The 16,228-nt window shown below is 62.1% G+C and carries 14 protein-coding genes; 6 read left to right on the forward strand and 8 right to left on the reverse strand.

The window, feature by feature from the left end:
• Window positions 1-57: 57 nt before the first annotated feature.
• The 3 genes from purF to ACE4RL_RS14290 are packed head-to-tail and all read left to right on the forward strand — an operon-like array spanning window position 58 to window position 2,879.
• Window positions 58-1,548, forward strand: coding sequence for an amidophosphoribosyltransferase (gene purF / locus ACE4RL_RS14280; RefSeq protein WP_375597778.1), 1,491 nt, complete (start codon window positions 58-60; stop codon window positions 1,546-1,548).
• Window positions 1,548-2,282, forward strand: a complete 735-nt coding sequence (locus tag ACE4RL_RS14285; protein ID WP_375597779.1) for an SDR family NAD(P)-dependent oxidoreductase — start codon at window positions 1,548-1,550, stop codon at window positions 2,280-2,282. The genes purF and ACE4RL_RS14285 overlap by 1 nt, the downstream gene beginning before the upstream one ends.
• A gap of 3 nt (window positions 2,283-2,285) precedes the next feature.
• Window positions 2,286-2,879, forward strand: coding sequence for a GNAT family N-acetyltransferase (locus ACE4RL_RS14290; RefSeq protein ID WP_375597780.1), 594 nt, complete (start codon window positions 2,286-2,288; stop codon window positions 2,877-2,879).
• On the opposite strand, the gene ACE4RL_RS14295 is transcribed toward ACE4RL_RS14290, so the two are convergent.
• The 3 genes from ACE4RL_RS14295 to ACE4RL_RS14305 form a co-directional block, all read right to left on the reverse strand.
• Window positions 2,876-4,168 (reverse strand): hemolysin family protein, encoded by a 1,293-nt coding sequence (locus ACE4RL_RS14295; protein WP_375597781.1) that lies wholly within the window; start codon window positions 4,166-4,168, stop codon window positions 2,876-2,878. The genes ACE4RL_RS14290 and ACE4RL_RS14295 overlap by 4 nt on opposite strands.
• A 118-nt stretch (window positions 4,169-4,286) precedes the next feature.
• Window positions 4,287-5,735: a ribosome biogenesis GTPase Der gene (gene der, locus ACE4RL_RS14300; protein ID WP_375597782.1), complete on the reverse strand. Its 1,449-nt coding sequence runs from the start codon at window positions 5,733-5,735 to the stop codon at window positions 4,287-4,289.
• A 22-nt stretch (window positions 5,736-5,757) separates the two neighbouring features.
• The gene (locus ACE4RL_RS14305) at window positions 5,758-6,489 is read right to left on the reverse strand and encodes a tetratricopeptide repeat protein (protein WP_375597783.1); all 732 of its coding nucleotides are present in this window, start codon (window positions 6,487-6,489) and stop codon (window positions 5,758-5,760) included.
• Window positions 6,490-6,633: 144 nt separating this feature from the next.
• On the opposite strand from ACE4RL_RS14305, the gene ACE4RL_RS14310 reads away from it, so the two are divergent.
• On the forward strand, window positions 6,634-7,107 hold the full coding sequence (locus ACE4RL_RS14310; protein WP_375597784.1) for a hypothetical protein: 474 nt from the start codon (window positions 6,634-6,636) through the stop codon (window positions 7,105-7,107).
• Window positions 7,108-7,197: 90 nt separating this feature from the next.
• Here ACE4RL_RS14310 and guaA read toward each other — a convergent pair whose 3' ends face one another.
• From guaA to guaB, 5 genes are all read right to left on the reverse strand, one after another.
• Window positions 7,198-8,769 (reverse strand): glutamine-hydrolyzing GMP synthase, encoded by a 1,572-nt coding sequence (gene guaA / locus ACE4RL_RS14315; protein ID WP_157288870.1) that lies wholly within the window; start codon window positions 8,767-8,769, stop codon window positions 7,198-7,200.
• 74 nt (window positions 8,770-8,843) lie between these two features.
• Window positions 8,844-9,329, reverse strand: a complete 486-nt coding sequence (locus ACE4RL_RS14320) for a TspO/MBR family protein (protein WP_375597785.1) — start codon at window positions 9,327-9,329, stop codon at window positions 8,844-8,846.
• A gap of 128 nt (window positions 9,330-9,457) precedes the next feature.
• Window positions 9,458-10,747: an RsmB/NOP family class I SAM-dependent RNA methyltransferase gene (locus tag ACE4RL_RS14325; protein WP_375597786.1), complete on the reverse strand. Its 1,290-nt coding sequence runs from the start codon at window positions 10,745-10,747 to the stop codon at window positions 9,458-9,460.
• A gap of 3 nt (window positions 10,748-10,750) precedes the next feature.
• Entirely contained in the window at window positions 10,751-11,185 is a 435-nt protein-coding gene (locus tag ACE4RL_RS14330; RefSeq protein ID WP_375597787.1) for an MAPEG family protein, read from the reverse strand.
• Between the two features lie 486 nt (window positions 11,186-11,671).
• Window positions 11,672-13,174, reverse strand: coding sequence for an IMP dehydrogenase (gene guaB / locus ACE4RL_RS14335; RefSeq protein ID WP_375597788.1), 1,503 nt, complete (start codon window positions 13,172-13,174; stop codon window positions 11,672-11,674).
• A 243-nt stretch (window positions 13,175-13,417) separates the two neighbouring features.
• Between guaB and ACE4RL_RS14340 the strand changes: the two genes are divergently transcribed.
• Complete coding sequence (locus ACE4RL_RS14340; RefSeq protein WP_375597789.1) at window positions 13,418-14,803, forward strand: MFS transporter; 1,386 nt, start codon at window positions 13,418-13,420, stop codon at window positions 14,801-14,803.
• Between the two features lie 31 nt (window positions 14,804-14,834).
• Window positions 14,835-16,220 carry an MFS transporter gene (locus tag ACE4RL_RS14345; protein WP_375597790.1) on the forward strand — a complete coding sequence of 462 codons (1,386 nt, stop codon included), beginning with the start codon at window positions 14,835-14,837 and terminating at the stop codon, window positions 16,218-16,220.
• Window positions 16,221-16,228 lie beyond the last annotated feature (8 nt).

The following is a 16,228-nucleotide window of genomic DNA, read 5'->3' on the forward strand; positions in this document are numbered from 1 at the left end:
TGGCCGGCAGGCAGATGCGCTATTTGCGAGCAAGCCCCAATTCGCATGGAGACACCGGTGACCCATTGGAACGATGACGAGTTCGATCTCAATGGAGACACGCTGCACGAAGAGTGCGGCGTGTTCGGCATTTTGGGGCATGACGATGCCTCCACCCTTACCGCGCTCGGACTGCACGCGCTGCAGCACCGCGGCCAGGAGGCGGCCGGCATCGTCAGCTTCGACGGTCGCCAGTTCTTCCAGGAAAAGCGCATGGGGCTGGTGGGCGACCACTACACGGACCCCGCCGTCCTTGCCAAATTGCCCGGTCACATCGCGATCGGCCATACCCGTTACTCCACCACCGGCGAGGTGGCGCTGCGCAATGTGCAGCCGCTTTTTGCAGAGTTGGAAGCAGGCGGTATCGCCATCGCCCATAACGGCAATTTCACCAACGGGCTGACCCTCAGGCGCCAGATCATCGCGACCGGTGCCATCTGCCAGTCGACCTCGGACAGCGAAGTGGTGCTGCACCTGATCGCCCGCTCACGGCATTCCTCCACCGCCGACCGCTTCATCGATGCCATCAGGCAGATGGAGGGCGGTTACGCCATGCTGGCCATGTCCCGCACCAAGCTGATCGCGGCCCGTGACCCCGTTGGCATCCGGCCGCTGGTTATGGGCGAGCTCGACGGCAAGCCGATCTTCTGTTCGGAAACCTGTGCGCTTGACATTGTGGGCGCCAAATATGTGCGCGACGTCGAAAATGGCGAAGTGATCATCTGCGAAATCCAGCCGGATGGTTCGATCAGCGTCGAGGCCCGCAAGCCGGCCCATCAGGTGCCCGAGCGGCCATGCCTGTTTGAGTTTGTCTACTTCGCCCGTCCTGACAGCATGGTCTCAGGCCGCAGCGTCTATACCGCGCGCAAGAACATGGGCAAGAACCTGGCCAAGGAAGCGCCGGTCAAAGCTGACGTCATCGTGCCGGTGCCCGATGGCGGCACTCCGGCGGCTATCGGTTATGCGCAGCAGAGCGGCATCCCGTTCGAGCTCGGCATTATCCGCAATCATTATGTGGGCCGCACCTTCATCGAGCCCACCCAGCAGATTCGCGCCTTTGGCGTGCGCCTCAAGCACTCGGCCAATCGTGCGGAGATTGCTGGCAAACGCGTCGTGCTGGTCGATGATTCGATTGTGCGCGGCACCACTTCGGTCAAGATCGTGCAGATGATCCGCGAGGCTGGTGCCACGGAGGTCCATATCCGCGTGGCCAGCCCGATGATCTTCCACTCGGACTATTACGGCATCGACACGCCGGACCCAGACAAGCTGCTGGCCAACCAGTATACGGACCTAGATGAAATGTGCCGCTATATCGGCGCGGATTCGCTGGCCTTCCTGTCGATCGACGGGCTTTACGAGGCGGTGGGCGGCAAGAAGCGCGATCCCAAGGCGCCACAATTCACCGACCATTATTTCACCGGCGACTATCCGACGCAGTTGACCGATCTGCACGGGCGCACGATGAGCGATCCCAAGCAGATTTCGCTGCTCAAGGATGCGGGTTGATGACTGAAACTACTGAACTGTCCGGCAAGGTCGTCCTGGTTACGGGCGCATCGCGCGGCATCGGCTATGCGGCCGGCATCGAGGCGGCCCGGCGGGGCGCCCATGTGATCGCGGTTGCGCGCACGGTGGGGGGGCTGGAAGAACTCGATGATGCCATTCAGGCTGAAGGTGGGTCGACGACGCTGGTGCCGTTGGACCTGCGCGATGGTGACGCCATCGACCGGCTGGGCGCCGCCATCTTTGAACGTTGGGGACATCTGGATGGGTTGGTGGCCAATGCCGGACAGCTCGGCGTGCTGAGCCCTGTGGCCCACATCAAGCCCGACGACTTCGACAAGGTAATGGCGGTCAACGTGACTGCCAACTACCGCCTCTTGCGCTCACTCGATTTGCTGCTGCGCCAGTCCGAGGCAGGCCGTGCTGTCTTCGTTTCGTCCGGCTCGGCGCGTTCTGCCCGTCCCTTCTGGGGTCTTTACGCGGCCAGCAAGGCGGCGCTCGATGCCTTGGTCAAATCCTATGCCGGGGAAGTGGCCAGCACCCAGGTGCGCGCCAATGTGTTCTATCCCGGCGTCGTCCGCACGGCCATGCGCGCCAAGGCGATGCCGGGCGAAGACCCCAACACGCTGCCCACGCCAGCCGAGGTGGCGCCGAAGCTGATCGACATGTTGAGCCCGTCGCTCGACGAGAATGGCCGCCTGTTCGATGTCGGCACGAGTGCGTTCGAAGACATCTGAACCATGGTCGAGCTGCGCCACTACCGCCCGGAGGATCTTGATGCGCTCTATGCGATCTGCCTGCAGACCGGCGATGCCAGCAGGGACGCGACGCCGCTGCATTCCGATCCGCAGCTGGTCGGCCACATCTATGCGGCCCCTTATGGCGTTCTGGAGCCTGGCAATGTGTTCGTTGCAGCCGATAGCGAGGGCGTGGCTGGATATATCGTTGGGACCTACGATACCAGCCCGTTCGTCAAGCGGCTGGAGCAGGAGTGGTGGCCTGGCCTCCGTGCCCGTTACGCCAACACTTCGGGCATGACCGAAGCGGATCTGCATCGCATCGCCGCGATCCGGCAGCCGCCTGAGACACCGTCCGACATTGTGGCGCGCTATCCGGCCCATATCCATATGAACCTGCTCTCTCGCCTGCGCGGCCAGAGAATCGGCAGCCGCCTGCTCGGCTTGTGGGTCGAGCAGGCAAGGGCGGCCGGCGTCGGCGGCATCCACCTGGGGGCCAGCGACACCAATAGCGGTGGCATCGCCTTCTGGACCCGTAGCGGCTTTGTACCGGTGCGGGAAGAACCGGGCGTGGTCTGGTTCGGAATGGATCTTTAGGGCGTCGCCTGCGGCGCGATGGGGGCCACAAGCACCTTGTCGATGCGGTGGCCGTCCAAGTCGAGAACCTCGAAGCGCCAGCCGTCCTGCTCAAAGCTTTCGCCCACCTTGGGCAAGTGATTGATCTGGGCGAGGACGAATCCGGCCACGGTCTCGTAGCGCGCGTCCTTTGGCACCGGCACATTTAAGCGCTCGGCAAAGTCGTGGACCGGCATCCAGCCAGCGATCAGCCATGAGCCGTCCTGGCGCTGGGTGATCGCCGGTTCGTCGCCCGGCTCCTCGTTATAAATCCCGGTAATGACCTCGAGCACGTCACCATAGGTGATGATGCCCTCAAAGTGCCCATATTCATCAACGACCAGCGCCATCTGGGCGCGCGCCGAGCGCATGGATTCAACGACATCGAGTGCGTCGGCATGTTCCATGACCACGGGCACCGGCTTGACCAGGGCACGCAGATCGGGCTGCACACCCGCCGCGAGGGCGGGTAGCAGATCGGACTGCGCCAGGACGCCGACTATAGAATCGGCATCGCCCTCCTGCACCAGCACCTTGGTGTGCGAGGTTTCGAGGATGATCTTGAGGTTGACCTCGTAGTCATCTTCGAGGTCGATCAACACAACATCGAGGCGCGGGGTCATGATGCCTCGCGCCGAACGGTCGGCCAAGCGCATGACACCGGAGATCATGGAATGCTCCTCGTGCTCCAGAATGCCGGCAGTGGTAGCATCGGCAATGATCGAGCGGACTTCCTCTTCGGTCACCGAATTCTCGGTCTGTCCGCTCTGGCCCAGCAGCCGCAAAACGAGCTTGCCTGTCACATCGAGAAGCCAGACGATCGGCGAGCCGATCAGAGCCAGCAGAGCCATCGGACGGGCTACGCGGGCGGCGACGCCCTCAGGATTGCGCAGCGCAATCTGCTTGGGAACCAGCTCACCCAGAATAAGCGAAGCATAGGTGATGAGCACCACGACGATCCCCACGCCCGATATGTCGGCGACATTGTCCGGCAGCCCGATCTCCTTGAGCCAAGCCGTGAGGCGCAGACCCAAAGTGGCGCCGGAAAAGGCCCCTGACAGGATGCCGACCAGTGTAATGCCGATTTGAACCGAGGATAGAAACTTGCCCGGATCCTGGGCAAGCCGGATTGCAGTTGCCGCCCCCTCATCGCCCTGCTCTGCCAGGACCTTGAGGCGCGCGGGACGGGCGGAAACAACAGCCAGCTCAGACATGGCCAGGGCGCCGTTGACGAGGATCAAGACAACGACGATGAGAATTTCAATAAGCAAGACGATGCACAGCTGGCACCCCGCAACCAATGGCGGGTGCTACGACGCGCGCATCATAGGGCATCGCAGCAGGAGATAAACAGGCATTGGAGCATGGCCCGTGCTGATTTTGTCGTTTTTACTTCTTGTCCACATAGGGGTTCTTGCCGCCGCGCAACCAGAGGCGGATGGGCGTGCCCTTCATGTCGAAGGCCCCGCGCAAGCCGTTCACCAGGTAACGCTGATAAGATGCCGGTACCGCATCGGGGCGCGAAGAGAAAATGATGAAGCTGGGCGGCCGCGTCTTGGCTTGCGTCATGTAGCGCAGCTTGAGGCGGCGGCCGGAAACTGCCGGAGGTGGATGCCCCTCAATCATCCCGGCCAGCCAGCGATTGAGCCTTGAGGTGGAGACATGAGCGTTCCAGCTCCGCTCGATCTCGAAGATGGCGTCCATCAGCCGGTCGATGTTCTTGCCCGTCAGCCCGGACAGGGTCACCAGCGGCACGCCGCGCAGCTGCGGCAACAGCCGTTCGCATTCCTCGCGCAGGAATTTGAGCGTTTCGTTCTTGTCCTCAATCAAGTCCCATTTGTTGAGCGCAATAACCATCGCCCGGCCCTCACGCTCGACCAGGTCGGCCAAGGCCAAATCCTGCTTCTCGAATGGCACGGTGGCATCGAGCATGAGCACGACGACTTCGGCATACTGGATGGAACGCAGGCTATCGCCCACGGCCAGCTTTTCGAGCTTCTCGGTCACGCGGGAGCGGCGGCGGATACCGGCGGTATCGACCAAGTTGACGATGCGGCCTTCCCACTCCCAGGGCACCAGGATGCTGTCGCGGGTAATGCCGGCTTCGGGGCCAACCAGCACGCGATCCTCGCCCACCATGCGGTTGACCAGCGTGGACTTGCCCGCATTGGGGCGACCGACAATGGCCACGTTGAGGAAGCGGCGCGGGTTCCAGCGCAGGGTGGCGTCCTCGCCTTCCCCCTCCAGCATATCGGGCGTGATGTCGACATCGACCTCAGGCATGAAATCGAGATCGCCGCCCTCGTCCTGCTGGGCAGCCTCGGCGGCTTTTTTCTCCTCAGCCTTGTCGATGGCAGCTGACACGATGGAGTAGAGCTCCGACAGCCCCAGGCCGTGCTCAGCCGAGAGCGGAATCGCCTCGCCAAAGCCGAGCTTGAAGGCCTCGACGAGCCCAGCTTCGGCGGCACTGCTTTCCGCCTTGTTGCCGACCAGGTGCACCTGCTTGCCGGCCTTGCGCAGGACCTGAGCAAAGCGCTGGTCAAGCGGCACCACACCGGCCCGGGCGTCGATCATGAACAGGATGACGTCGGCTTCCCGGATGGCCAGCTCGGTCTGCTGGCGCATGCGGTCTTCGAGGCTGCCGTCCTTGACGTCTTCGTAGCCGGCGGTATCAAGCACCTTGAAGTGCAGATCGGCAATTCGACCATCGGCCTCGCGGCGATCGCGGGTGACCCCGGGCGTATCGTCGACAAGCGCGATCTTGCGACCCACCAGACGGTTGAACAGCGTGGACTTGCCGACATTGGGACGGCCGACAATAGCGAGTGTGACCGTCATGGCGGTTCCCCTGAATGGCGGGCTATTCGGCCGCAGGTTCGGCGACAGGCTCGCTGTCGGTAGCAGTCGCCTCGGCCTCGACGGGCGCGTCCTGTGCGACTACGCCTTCGGCGAGCATCTGGGCGAGGTAGTAGGCCATACGGTTGCGAATGCCGGACTGGGCGAGAGGGTCGTTAAGAACGGTTTCGAAGCTCTCTTGGGCAGCGGCGTATTCGCCGGCCTTGTATTGGGCAAGACCCAGCAGCTCGCCGGCCACCCGGCGCATCGGACTGTCCGGGGTTGCCAAAGTTCCGATGCGTGCCTCGACATCAGCCAGGGTGCCGCTATCGACCAGGATATTGGCCGCCAGCAGGAATGCCAGTTCGCGCAGGCGCGGATTGGATTGGGTATTGGCCAAGCCATCATAAGCGGAGACAGCGGCGGCCGTATCGCCCTCTTCAGCGAGCAATGCGGCCTTGCGGAACTCTGCCAATACGGGGTAGCCGCCCGAGCCGTCGGCGGCCAGCGCGTCAAGCTGGTCCTGAGCGGCATCGAGTTCACCGGCCTCTGCCGCGTCAAACGCCGAATAGAGTTCTTCCGAGGCCGCCGCGGACTGACTGTTGGTGTACCAGGACCAGCCCTCATTGATCGCGACCAGCGCCACGATGGCAATGGCTCCGCCAATCACGAAGGGCGCGAGGCGGCGCCACAGCGCCCGCATGCGATCAGTGCGCAGTTCCTCGTCGATTTCGCGGAAAATGTTCTCGTTGGACATGGTCGGCCTAAGGCAGGAAAGAATTAGAGGGGGAGCATTATCACGCGCCCCCGGGAATGCAAACGGCCCGATAGAAAAGCCTCGTTAACGCTAGGCGAATTCATAACCCTTTGATGCCTTGCGGCAGCAGCCGGACGTTCGCACATGCTTAGCGTGACGGGGGAACTGAACTTGGCAGTCGCTGAAGCTGAGACCCGGACCTATCCGGGCGAACAAATGGATGCCTTGGCCGTATTGCGCCTGGCGGAGGCGTACCGGGACGACGCCATGCACCTGCTGGAACGTCGGGCGTGTAAATCCAGGTCGCCCTTCCGCCTGGTCGCCATCCACGCCATCGAGCTCTACCTCAACGCCTATCTCCTGGCGCTAGGCCACCCTCATGCTGCCATACGCGGGTTGCAGCATGACCTGGGAAAGCGGCTAACCCTACTGCAGGAGGCCGGGGTGGTTTTGCGGCTCCGAACCGCTGAGCACCTCAAAGCGCTCAGCAGCAACCGCGAATACCTGGTCAGTCGGTATGACTGCTGTGAAACCAGCAGTCTGTCGCAGCTCAATCGTCTGCAAGCCACAATGAACGAAGTCCGTGATCGTGTGACAAAGAAGCTTGCCACGTCCTGAGGGCAGGATGGCCTTTCAGCGGCTCTTCGGGCGTAGCCACCAAAAATCAGTCCACTGGACTGATTTTGCGGCGCTTTGCGCCGCCGGGGGCTACTCCCACTCAATCGTGCCGGGCGGCTTGGATGTCACGTCGTAGACCACCCGGTTGATGCCCCGAACTTCGTTGATGATGCGCGTGGCCGTCTTGCCCAGGAAGTTCATGTCGAACTGGTAGAAATCGGCGGTCATGCCATCGACTGAGGTGACGGCGCGCAGCGCACAGACGAACTCGTAGGTGCGGCCGTCGCCCATGACGCCGACCGTCTGCACCGGCAGAAGCACCGCGAAGGCCTGCCAGATCTTGTCGTACTGGCCGGACTTGCGGATCTCGTCGAGATAGATGGCGTCGGCCTGGCGCAGGATGTCGAGCTTTTCAGGCGTGATGCCGCCGGGACAACGGATAGCGAGGCCCGGCCCTGGGAATGGGTGGCGACCGATGAAACTCTCTGGAATGCCGAGTTCGCGGCCCAGCGCGCGCACTTCGTCCTTGAACAGTTCGCGCAGCGGTTCGACAAGCTGCATGTTCATGCGCTCGGGCAGACCACCCACATTGTGGTGCGACTTGATCGTGACCGACGGGCCGCCACTGAAGGAAACGGATTCGATGACGTCGGGGTAAAGCGTGCCCTGCGCCAGGAAATCGGCGCCGCCGAGCTTCTTTGCCTCTTCCTCGAACACTTCGATGAAAAGGCGGCCGATGATCTTGCGCTTGGTCTCGGGGTCCGACTGACCTTCCAGCTCGCCGATGAAGAGTTTTTCGGCATCGACATGGACGAGCGGGATATTGAACTGATCGCGGAACATGGTGACGACCTGTTCGCTCTCATTCAGCCGCATCAGGCCGTGATCGACATAGATACAAGTAAGTTGATCGCCGATGGCCTCGTGGATCAGCACGGCGGCCACCGAAGAATCGACACCGCCAGACAGACCGCAGATCACTTTGCCGGTGCCCACCTGTTCCCGGATCTTCTCGACCATCTTCTCGCGGTAAGCCGCCATGGTCCAATTGCTTTCGATGCCACAGATGTTGTGCACGAAATTGGCGTAGAGCCTGGCCCCATCGGGCGTGTGGACCACCTCGGGGTGGAACTGCACGGCCCAGATCCGGCGCTCCTCGTTGGCAATCATGGCGAAGGGCGCGTTCGGCGAGGTGCCCACCACCTCAAAGCCTTCGGGCAGCTCGACCACCCGATCGCCGTGGCTCATCCAGACCTGATGATCGGAGCCGAGTACCCACACACCTTCGGAAAGGCTGTTGTTCTTGTGGACGGTCAGGTCAGCGCGGCCGAACTCGCGATGATGGCCGGCTTCGACCCTGCCACCCAGCGCCATGCAGAGCGCCTGCTGGCCGTAACAGATGCCCAGGATCGGCACGCCGGCGTCGAGAATGACCGGGTCGATGGTGGGCGCATTCTCGTCCAGCGTCGAGGCAGGGCTGCCCGAGAGCACGACGCCCCTGGGGTTGAGCTCTGCCATGGCAGCGCCGGCGGACTGAAAGGGATGAATTTCGCAGTAAACACCAGTTTCGCGAATGCGGCGGGCGATCAATTGCGTGACCTGCGAGCCAAAGTCGACGATCAGGATGGTGTCGTTGCGGGTGGCGGTGTCTGGGTGCTGCATGGCGAGGCTTTAGCCTCGCCACACGAATTCCGCAAGGCTACGAGCCATGCAAAAACGCAATGCTCACCGCAACCTTATGCGTTCAGGACTGCGATTGAGAGATTGAGATAGGTCGCAAAGCTCACCCAGGCCAGATAGGGCACAAACAGCCATGCGGCCAGTTGATCCCGTTTGCGGGCGATGACGATGAACCCGACAATGACAAGCCAAAGCGCAACGATGATAGCCAGCGCCAGCCAGGGCATGTTGGCGCCGAACCAGCTTGGCGACCAAGCCCAGTTCAGCAGCATCTGAACGCCCCAAAGTGTCATGGCCGTAGATTTGGGTTGATCCACCCAGATGCGCCACCCCGCCACGGCGATCATGACGTATAGGGTGAACCAGACCGGCCCGAAAACCCAGTTGGGCGGGTTGAGTGGTGGTTTGACGAGTTCTTCAAACCACGGACCCGGCGCCGTTTGGCTGCCGATAAAACCACCAACACCCACGACGAGAGCAAGGAAGATCGCCAAGGTGATCCATGATTGCGGACTGCGATATTCGGTGGTGGCTGCGGACATGTTGCCCTCCCGTTTGCCCTCCCGTCGGACTTCTTTAGAGAAGAACGTTGAAAAACGTGTCGTGGTTCACCTTCGACCCGCGCGGCAAACTGGTCAACCACGCGCTTGCGCCCAAGCCAAGGAGACGGTCACGCCATCTTGCGCAGCAGATGGCAGTAAAAACCATCGGTATTTGTACGGTGTGGCGTGAGGCAAATGCCGCCGCCTGGGGTCGCCAGACCATCAGGAATATCGGTGATCAGGGTGTTGCGCCAGGCGGCGGCCATAGCGCTGGTAGCAAAACCTGGATTGGCGGCAAGGAAGGCGGCGATCTGATCGTCGTTCTCCTCGGGAAGAATGGAGCAGGTGATGTAAGCCAGCGTGCCACCGGGCTTGAGGTAGCGTGCCGCTTCGGCCAGCAGCTCGGCCTGTTCGGATTGGCGCTGCGCCAATAGCTCGGGTGTCAGCTTCCATTTGGTGTCCGGGCGGCGACGCCAGGTGCCGGTGCCGGTGCATGGCGCGTCGACTACAACGCGATCCATCTTGCCGACGAGATCGTCCAGTGCGCCTTCCTGGGGAGCGCGAACCTGGGCGTTGCGCACGCTATTGCGCTTGAGGCGGTCGTAGATCGGCGCTAGCCGCGAACGGTCAGCGTCATAAGCGAATATCTGACCCTTATTCCCCATTGCGGCGGCCAGGGCCAATGTCTTGCCCCCTGCCCCGGCGCAGAGATCGAGCACCTGTTCGCCCTCGCGGGCCCCGGAGAGAATGGCTACGATCTGGCTGCCCTGGTCCTGCACCTCAAACCAGCCCTTTTGGTAGCCCTCGTCGGTGGTGACATTGGGCGTGCGGGCGTCGCGCGGGCCGGCCGGCATGGTGATGCCGAATGGCGCAATGGTAGTGGGCTGGGGTGAAAACCGCGCCAGCGACTTCATCACCTTTTCGGGCGATGCCTTGAGCGCATTGGCGCGCAGGTCGAGAGAGGGGCGTGCTGTCATCGCCTTGCCTTCGGCGACCCAGTCATCCCCGAACGCGCGCTCAAGCGAAGGCACCAGCCATTCGGGTATGTCGGCGCGGGCGGCCGCTGGAGCGTCGGAGAGATCGGCGGTTGCGCCAGCAATTTCTTCGGGCGTCAGCGGCTCAGGGGCATGGCTATCGCCTTCGAAGGCCGCAGCAAGGCTCTCCGGCGTTTCCTCCCAGTCGCGCATGGCGACGGCCAGCACGAGGGCACGGGGGCTGTCGCTGCCCATGGCCGCGGCATGGGAGGAGCGGCGGCGCAGAGCGTCATAGACCAGATTGCCTATAGCGGCGCGATCCCCCGCGCCGGCAAAGCGGTTATTGATGCCCCAGGCCTTCAGCGCCTCCGAGACGGGCCGGTGCCGCATCTCTACGTCGGACAGAACTTCGATGGCAGCGGCGAGACGGCCGGGAAGGCGCATGGGTCAGATACCTGGGGCGAGAAGAATGCGGAGCGTCAGCCATAGCCAGAATAGCGCCAGCACGGCAAGGCCGGCCACATATGCGGCAAAGCGACGGTGGACGCGATTGGTGGTGACATGGATCACCGCATGTACATAGCGCAGCGTAACGAAGAACCAGGCAAGGATGAGCGTGATCCAGCCCACAAGGCCACTGCCCAGAGCGAGCAAGGCGCCGATAAAGAACAGCACCGGGAGCTGGAATTGATTATCGAAGCTGTTTGACAGCAATCGGGCCTTGAGGGGATACGCCGTGCGATCAACGGCAATATCGGCAACTGCGATCTCCCCCCGCATGACCCGGGGCACCCTCTCTTTTCCCATCCAGATCAACAGGGCCAGGGTCAACAGGACCTGAGCGGCCATAGCGAGGACGAGGAGCTTTTCGAGGAGAGGCACGTTCAGGCTCCGGTCAAGAGTCGGGAAATGGGCGCAAGGGCCTGTTCGAGAATCGTATTTTCACGGCGAGGTGCCAGAATGGGGAAGCAGTGCGCTGCGCTCAGAAGTGTCGTGGGCCACGCGCACCAACGTGCGCTGGCACTGCTTTCAGATCAATAATGAACTGCACATCCCGCCTGGCGAATGAGCGCCCTCAGGGGCTGCTTTGCTCCTTCTGTCGCGATCGCCACACAGTCGCGGCTGACGTCTCCGATTCCTGCACGATCACTTCAGCATCCGGGTTGCCTGACGCCCGGGCTTCGCCGATTGCTGCCTCAATGGCAGCCTCTCGACTGGTGAATGGCGCTGACGTGGTGCCGCGATTGGTATGCTGCCAGGCCCCTTCACGCAGACATACAATATAGTGACATTCGCTCATCGGGGCTTCCTCCCTTGCCTACAACGCAGCAGGATGCGCCGCGTTGCAGGCAGAAGGCAAGACGATGATTACCGCCCGCTGCGGTAGTTCGGGGCTTCGCGGGTGATGGTGACGTCGTGCACGTGGCTTTCGCTCAGCGCCGCGCCGGAAATCTTCACGAAGACCGAATTCTCGCGGAAATCCTTGAGATTGTGCGCTCCGGTGTAGCCCATGGAAGCGCGCAGACCGCCAGCAAGCTGGTGCAGCACGGCGTTGACCGGGCCCTTGTAGGGCACCTGCCCCTCAATGCCTTCGGGAACCAGTTTCATCTGGTCTCGCACGTCCTGCTGGAAATAGCGATCTGCCGAACCGGCACCCATGGCGCCCACCGAGCCCATGCCGCGGTAGGACTTGTATGACCGCCCCTGATAGAGGAAAACCTCGCCCGGTGCTTCGTCGGTCCCTGCCAACAGCGAGCCGACCATGACGCAGGAGGCGCCGCCGGCCAGGGCCTTGGCCATGTCGCCGGAGAACTTGATGCCACCATCGGCGATGATCGGCACGCCCGATTTGCTCGCCTCTTCGGCACAGCCCATGACGGCGGCCAGTTGCGGCACGCCGACACCGGCCACAATACGGGTGGTGCAGATGGAGCCAGGACCAATGCCCACCTTGATGGCATCGGCACCGGCATCGATCAGGGCGCGCGTCGCTTCTGGCGTGGCGACATTTCCGGCCACGATGCGCGTGGAATTGCTCTCGCGTTTCACCCGCTCGACGGCCTCGGCAACGCGCACCGAATGGCCGTGGGCAGTGTCGATGACGAGAAGATCAACGCCCGCATCGATCAGCTGCAGGGAACGTTCGAAGCCGCCATCGCCCACCGTGGAGGCGGCAGCGACCCGCAGACGCCCCTGCTCGTCCTTGACAGCATTGGGGTGGAGCTGAGCCTTTTCGATATCCTTGACGGTGATCAAGCCGACGCAGCGATAGTCCGCATCCACAACCAGCAGCTTTTCGATGCGGTGGCGGTGCAGCAGCACCTTGGCCTCGTCCTTGGACACCCCATCACCCACGGTGATGAGATTGTCCCTGGTCATCAGTTCGGAAATCGGCTGGTTGGGATTGGACGCAAAGCGCACGTCGCGGTTTGTAAGTATACCGACCAGCTTGCCGATGGCGCGGCCACCCTTGCCGCCATTTTCGACCACCGGAATGCCCGAAATCCGGCTTTGCTGCATCAGGGCCAGCGCATCGGCCAGGGTCGCTTCGGGGCCGATGGTAATGGGGTTCACCACCATGCCGCTTTCAAAGCTCTTGACCATGCGGACCTGCTCGGCCTGCTGTTCAGCGGTCAGGTTCTTGTGAATGACGCCCATGCCGCCGGCCTGGGCCATGGCAATCGCCATATTGGCCTCGGTGACCGTATCCATGGCCGAGGACAGGATTGGCAGCTTGAGCGCTATGTCCTTGGTGACATAGGTGGAAATGTCGGTCTCGGTGGGCAGAATGTCCGAACGCGCTGGCTGCAGCAGCACATCGTCGAAAGTGAGCGCCGATTCGCCGGTGATGGTGGTAATAATCTTCGCCAAGGCCAGACCCTTCCTGCCTTCTGATGGAATCCAGAACTGTTGGAATGTGAACCGGCGAATGGATGTGCGCGGGTTCAGGTTGGCGAGGGTCAATAGCACCGGAGCCCGACTTTGCCTAGTGCCCCAGGAACATCGGCACACAACCACTGGATGAACGATTTTGGACTAGTCCTGCGCTAGCCACCGGCCCATAATGATTGCGCCGCATTCGCGGCCTATTCCGATTCATCCCGGTTCCCTGCCTTGATCCGCGTTACCCCGCTCATCCTGGCGGTCGCCCTGTTCATGGAACAGATGGACTCGACCGTCATCGCCACGTCGCTGCCCGCGATTGCCAATGACATCGGCACCGAGCCGATTGCGCTGAAGCTCGCGCTAACGGCCTATTTCGTGGCGCTGGCGATCTTTATTCCGATCAGCGGCTGGATGGCTGACCGGTTTGGCGCCAAGAATATTTTCCGGCTGGCGATCTTCGTATTCATGCTCGGATCGCTTGCCTGTTCCTTCGCCTATTCGCTGGAAACCTTTGTGGGCTCGCGCTTCTTCCAGGGCATCGGCTCATCAATGATGACTCCCGTGGGACGCCTGTTGCTGGTGCGCTCCACCCCGCGCAACGAGCTGGTGGCCGCCATGGCGTGGCTGACCATACCCGCACTGATAGCCCCGGTTTCCGGGCCACTTATCGGCGGTTTCCTGACAACCTATCTTTCATGGCACTGGATCTTCTGGATCAATATTCCCATCGGCATTGCCGGGATCATCTTTTCCAGCATCTATCTGCAGGTGCCCGACGAGCGCACGCCGCGGCCGGTAGACATGGTCGGGTTCTTCATTGCCGCCGTCGCCTTTGCCGGATCGGTGTTCGGGCTGTCGGTGATCAGCCTGCCGGCCCTGCCAATCATCTATGGCTATATGACATTGGCGATTGGGGTCACCGCGGCCCTGCTCTATCTGCTGCATGCCCGCAAGACCAAATATCCCCTGCTCGATCCAAGCCTGTTTCGCCACAAGCTGTTCCGATCATCTGTCACCGGCGGCTCGTTTTTCCGCATTGGCGTGGGCGCCATGCCCTTTCTGCTGCCGCTGATGCTGCAGCTCGGCTTTGGACTCAACCCGTTTCAGTCCGGCGCCATCACGTTCGTCTCGGCGATTGGCGCAATCATGAGCAAGTTCATTGCCGAGCGGATCTTTGCGCGCTTCGGCTTTCCGCGCGTGCTGGGTTTTGCGGCCGTGTTCGGCGGCCTCCTGATCGCAGCGCAGGGACTGTTCACCACCGAAACGCCAGTGGCAGTGATGATGATCATCCTGGTCGCTGGTGGTGTGTTGCGCTCGATATTCTTTACCGGCACCAATGCCATCGGCTATGCCGACATCTCCGACGAAGAAGCCAGCCAGGCCACCGCCATCGTTGCGGTGGGCCAGCAACTCTCGGTCGCCTTCGGAGTGGCGGTGGCGGGTGCCATTTTGGAGATCACCACGACTTTCAGCGGCGGTCACCTCACACTGCTCAATTTTCAGATCGCCTTTTTCGCCGTTGGGGGCATGAGCGCCCTCGCCAGCATCATTTATTTCCGCCTGCCGCATGACGCCGGCAACAACGTTTCCGGCCACAGGGCCGCCCGGGAGTGAGCGGCACCGAAACATCGGGCCGAAACAACACATGTCGCGCGCAACACCTCTGATTCTCGCCACGGCGATCTTCATGGAGAATATGGATTCCACGGTGATCGCCACCTCGCTGGCGGCCATTGCAGCCGATATCGGCACCGATCCGATCTCGCTCAAACTGGCCCTGACCGCCTATCTGGTGGCCCTGGCCATCTTCATTCCGATTTCGAGCTGGATGGCGGACCGGTTCGGCGCTCGCCGGGTGTTCCGGCTGGCCATGCTGGTCTTCATGATCGGCTCGATCGCCTGTGCGTTTTCCGGCTCGCTGGCCCAGTTCGTGGGCGCCCGCTTCATTCAGGGCATGGGTGGGGCAATGATGGGTCCAGTGGCGCGGCTGGTGCTGGTGCGGATGACGCCGCGCCATCAATTGGTGGATGCCATGGCCTGGCTGACCATTCCGGGGCTGATCGGCCCGATCGTCGGCCCGCCCTTTGGTGGGTTCCTGACCACCTATTTCTCCTGGCACTGGATCTTCATCATCAATATTCCCATCGGCCTGCTCGGAATGGCGCTGGTGGGGCTGGCGCTGCCCAATGAGACGCGCAACAAACCGCGCAATATCGACAGTAAGGGCTTCGTGCTGGCCGGGCTGGCGTTCGCGCTTTTCGCCTTCGGCTGCTCGGTCATCAGCCTGCCCGCCCTGCCCCCAATTTACGGTTTTGTCGCCGCGGCGCTGGGGATCGGGCTGGGCTATTTCTACACCCGCCATGCGCTATCGACTGAGTATCCGCTGCTCGATTTGCGACTGCTGCGCCTGCCGATCTTCCGCGTTTCGGTGGTGGCGGGCAGCTTCTTCCGCCTCGGCCAGGGCGCAGTGCCATTCCTGTTTCCGCTGATGCTGCAACTCAGCTTTGGGCTTAGTCCGTTCGAAAGCGGCATGGTGACCTTCGTCGCCGCTGTGGGGGCGCTGGCCGCCAAGTTCGTCGCCAACTGGATCTTCAAACGCTGGGGCTTCAAATACCCGCTGCTGATCGCCAGCCTGGTCTCGACCTTGGGCATTCTGGTGATGGGCTTTTACGTGCCGAGCACACCCATTCCTTTGATCCTGGGCATTCTCGTATTCACCGGCTTTTGGCAGTCGACCTTCTGGACCGGCTCGAACGCCTTCGTTTTCGCGGACGTCGAGGACAAGGATGCCGGTCAGGCCAATGTGATCAGCCAGGTCTGGGGACAGTTGATGTTTGCCATGGGCGTGGCTGTGGGCGGCGGTACGCTCGAACTCGCGCATCGCCTGCGCGGCGGGGGCGAACTGGCCCTAGCCGATTTCCACATGGCCTTTTTCGTGGTCTCTGCCATCAGCGCCGTCGCCGTGGTGATGTTCCTGCGCCTTCCGCGCAATGCGGGCCACCAGTTGATGAGCGGCCCGCATATGCATTGATCTGGCGA

Origin of the sequence: Devosia polycyclovorans (genome assembly GCF_042181575.1) — a bacterium.
In the GTDB taxonomy this organism is placed as follows: domain Bacteria; phylum Pseudomonadota; class Alphaproteobacteria; order Rhizobiales; family Devosiaceae; genus Devosia; species Devosia polycyclovorans.

Coding starts and splice junctions, on each gene's coding strand:
- ACE4RL_RS14285 (WP_375597779.1), top strand. CDS start 1,548: ATGACTGAAACTACTGAACTGTCCGGCAAGGTCGTCCTGGTTACGGGC.
- ACE4RL_RS14345 (WP_375597790.1), top strand. CDS start 14,835: ATGTCGCGCGCAACACCTCTGATTCTCGCCACGGCGATCTTCATGGAG.
- ACE4RL_RS14325 (WP_375597786.1), bottom strand. CDS start 10,747: ATGCGCCTTCCCGGCCGTCTCGCCGCTGCCATCGAAGTTCTGTCCGAC.
- ACE4RL_RS14290 (WP_375597780.1), top strand. CDS start 2,286: ATGGTCGAGCTGCGCCACTACCGCCCGGAGGATCTTGATGCGCTCTAT.
- ACE4RL_RS14305 (WP_375597783.1), bottom strand. CDS start 6,489: ATGTCCAACGAGAACATTTTCCGCGAAATCGACGAGGAACTGCGCACT.
- guaA (WP_157288870.1), bottom strand. CDS start 8,769: ATGCAGCACCCAGACACCGCCACCCGCAACGACACCATCCTGATCGTC.
- der (WP_375597782.1), bottom strand. CDS start 5,735: ATGACGGTCACACTCGCTATTGTCGGCCGTCCCAATGTCGGCAAGTCC.
- ACE4RL_RS14320 (WP_375597785.1), bottom strand. CDS start 9,329: ATGTCCGCAGCCACCACCGAATATCGCAGTCCGCAATCATGGATCACC.
- ACE4RL_RS14310 (WP_375597784.1), top strand. CDS start 6,634: ATGCTTAGCGTGACGGGGGAACTGAACTTGGCAGTCGCTGAAGCTGAG.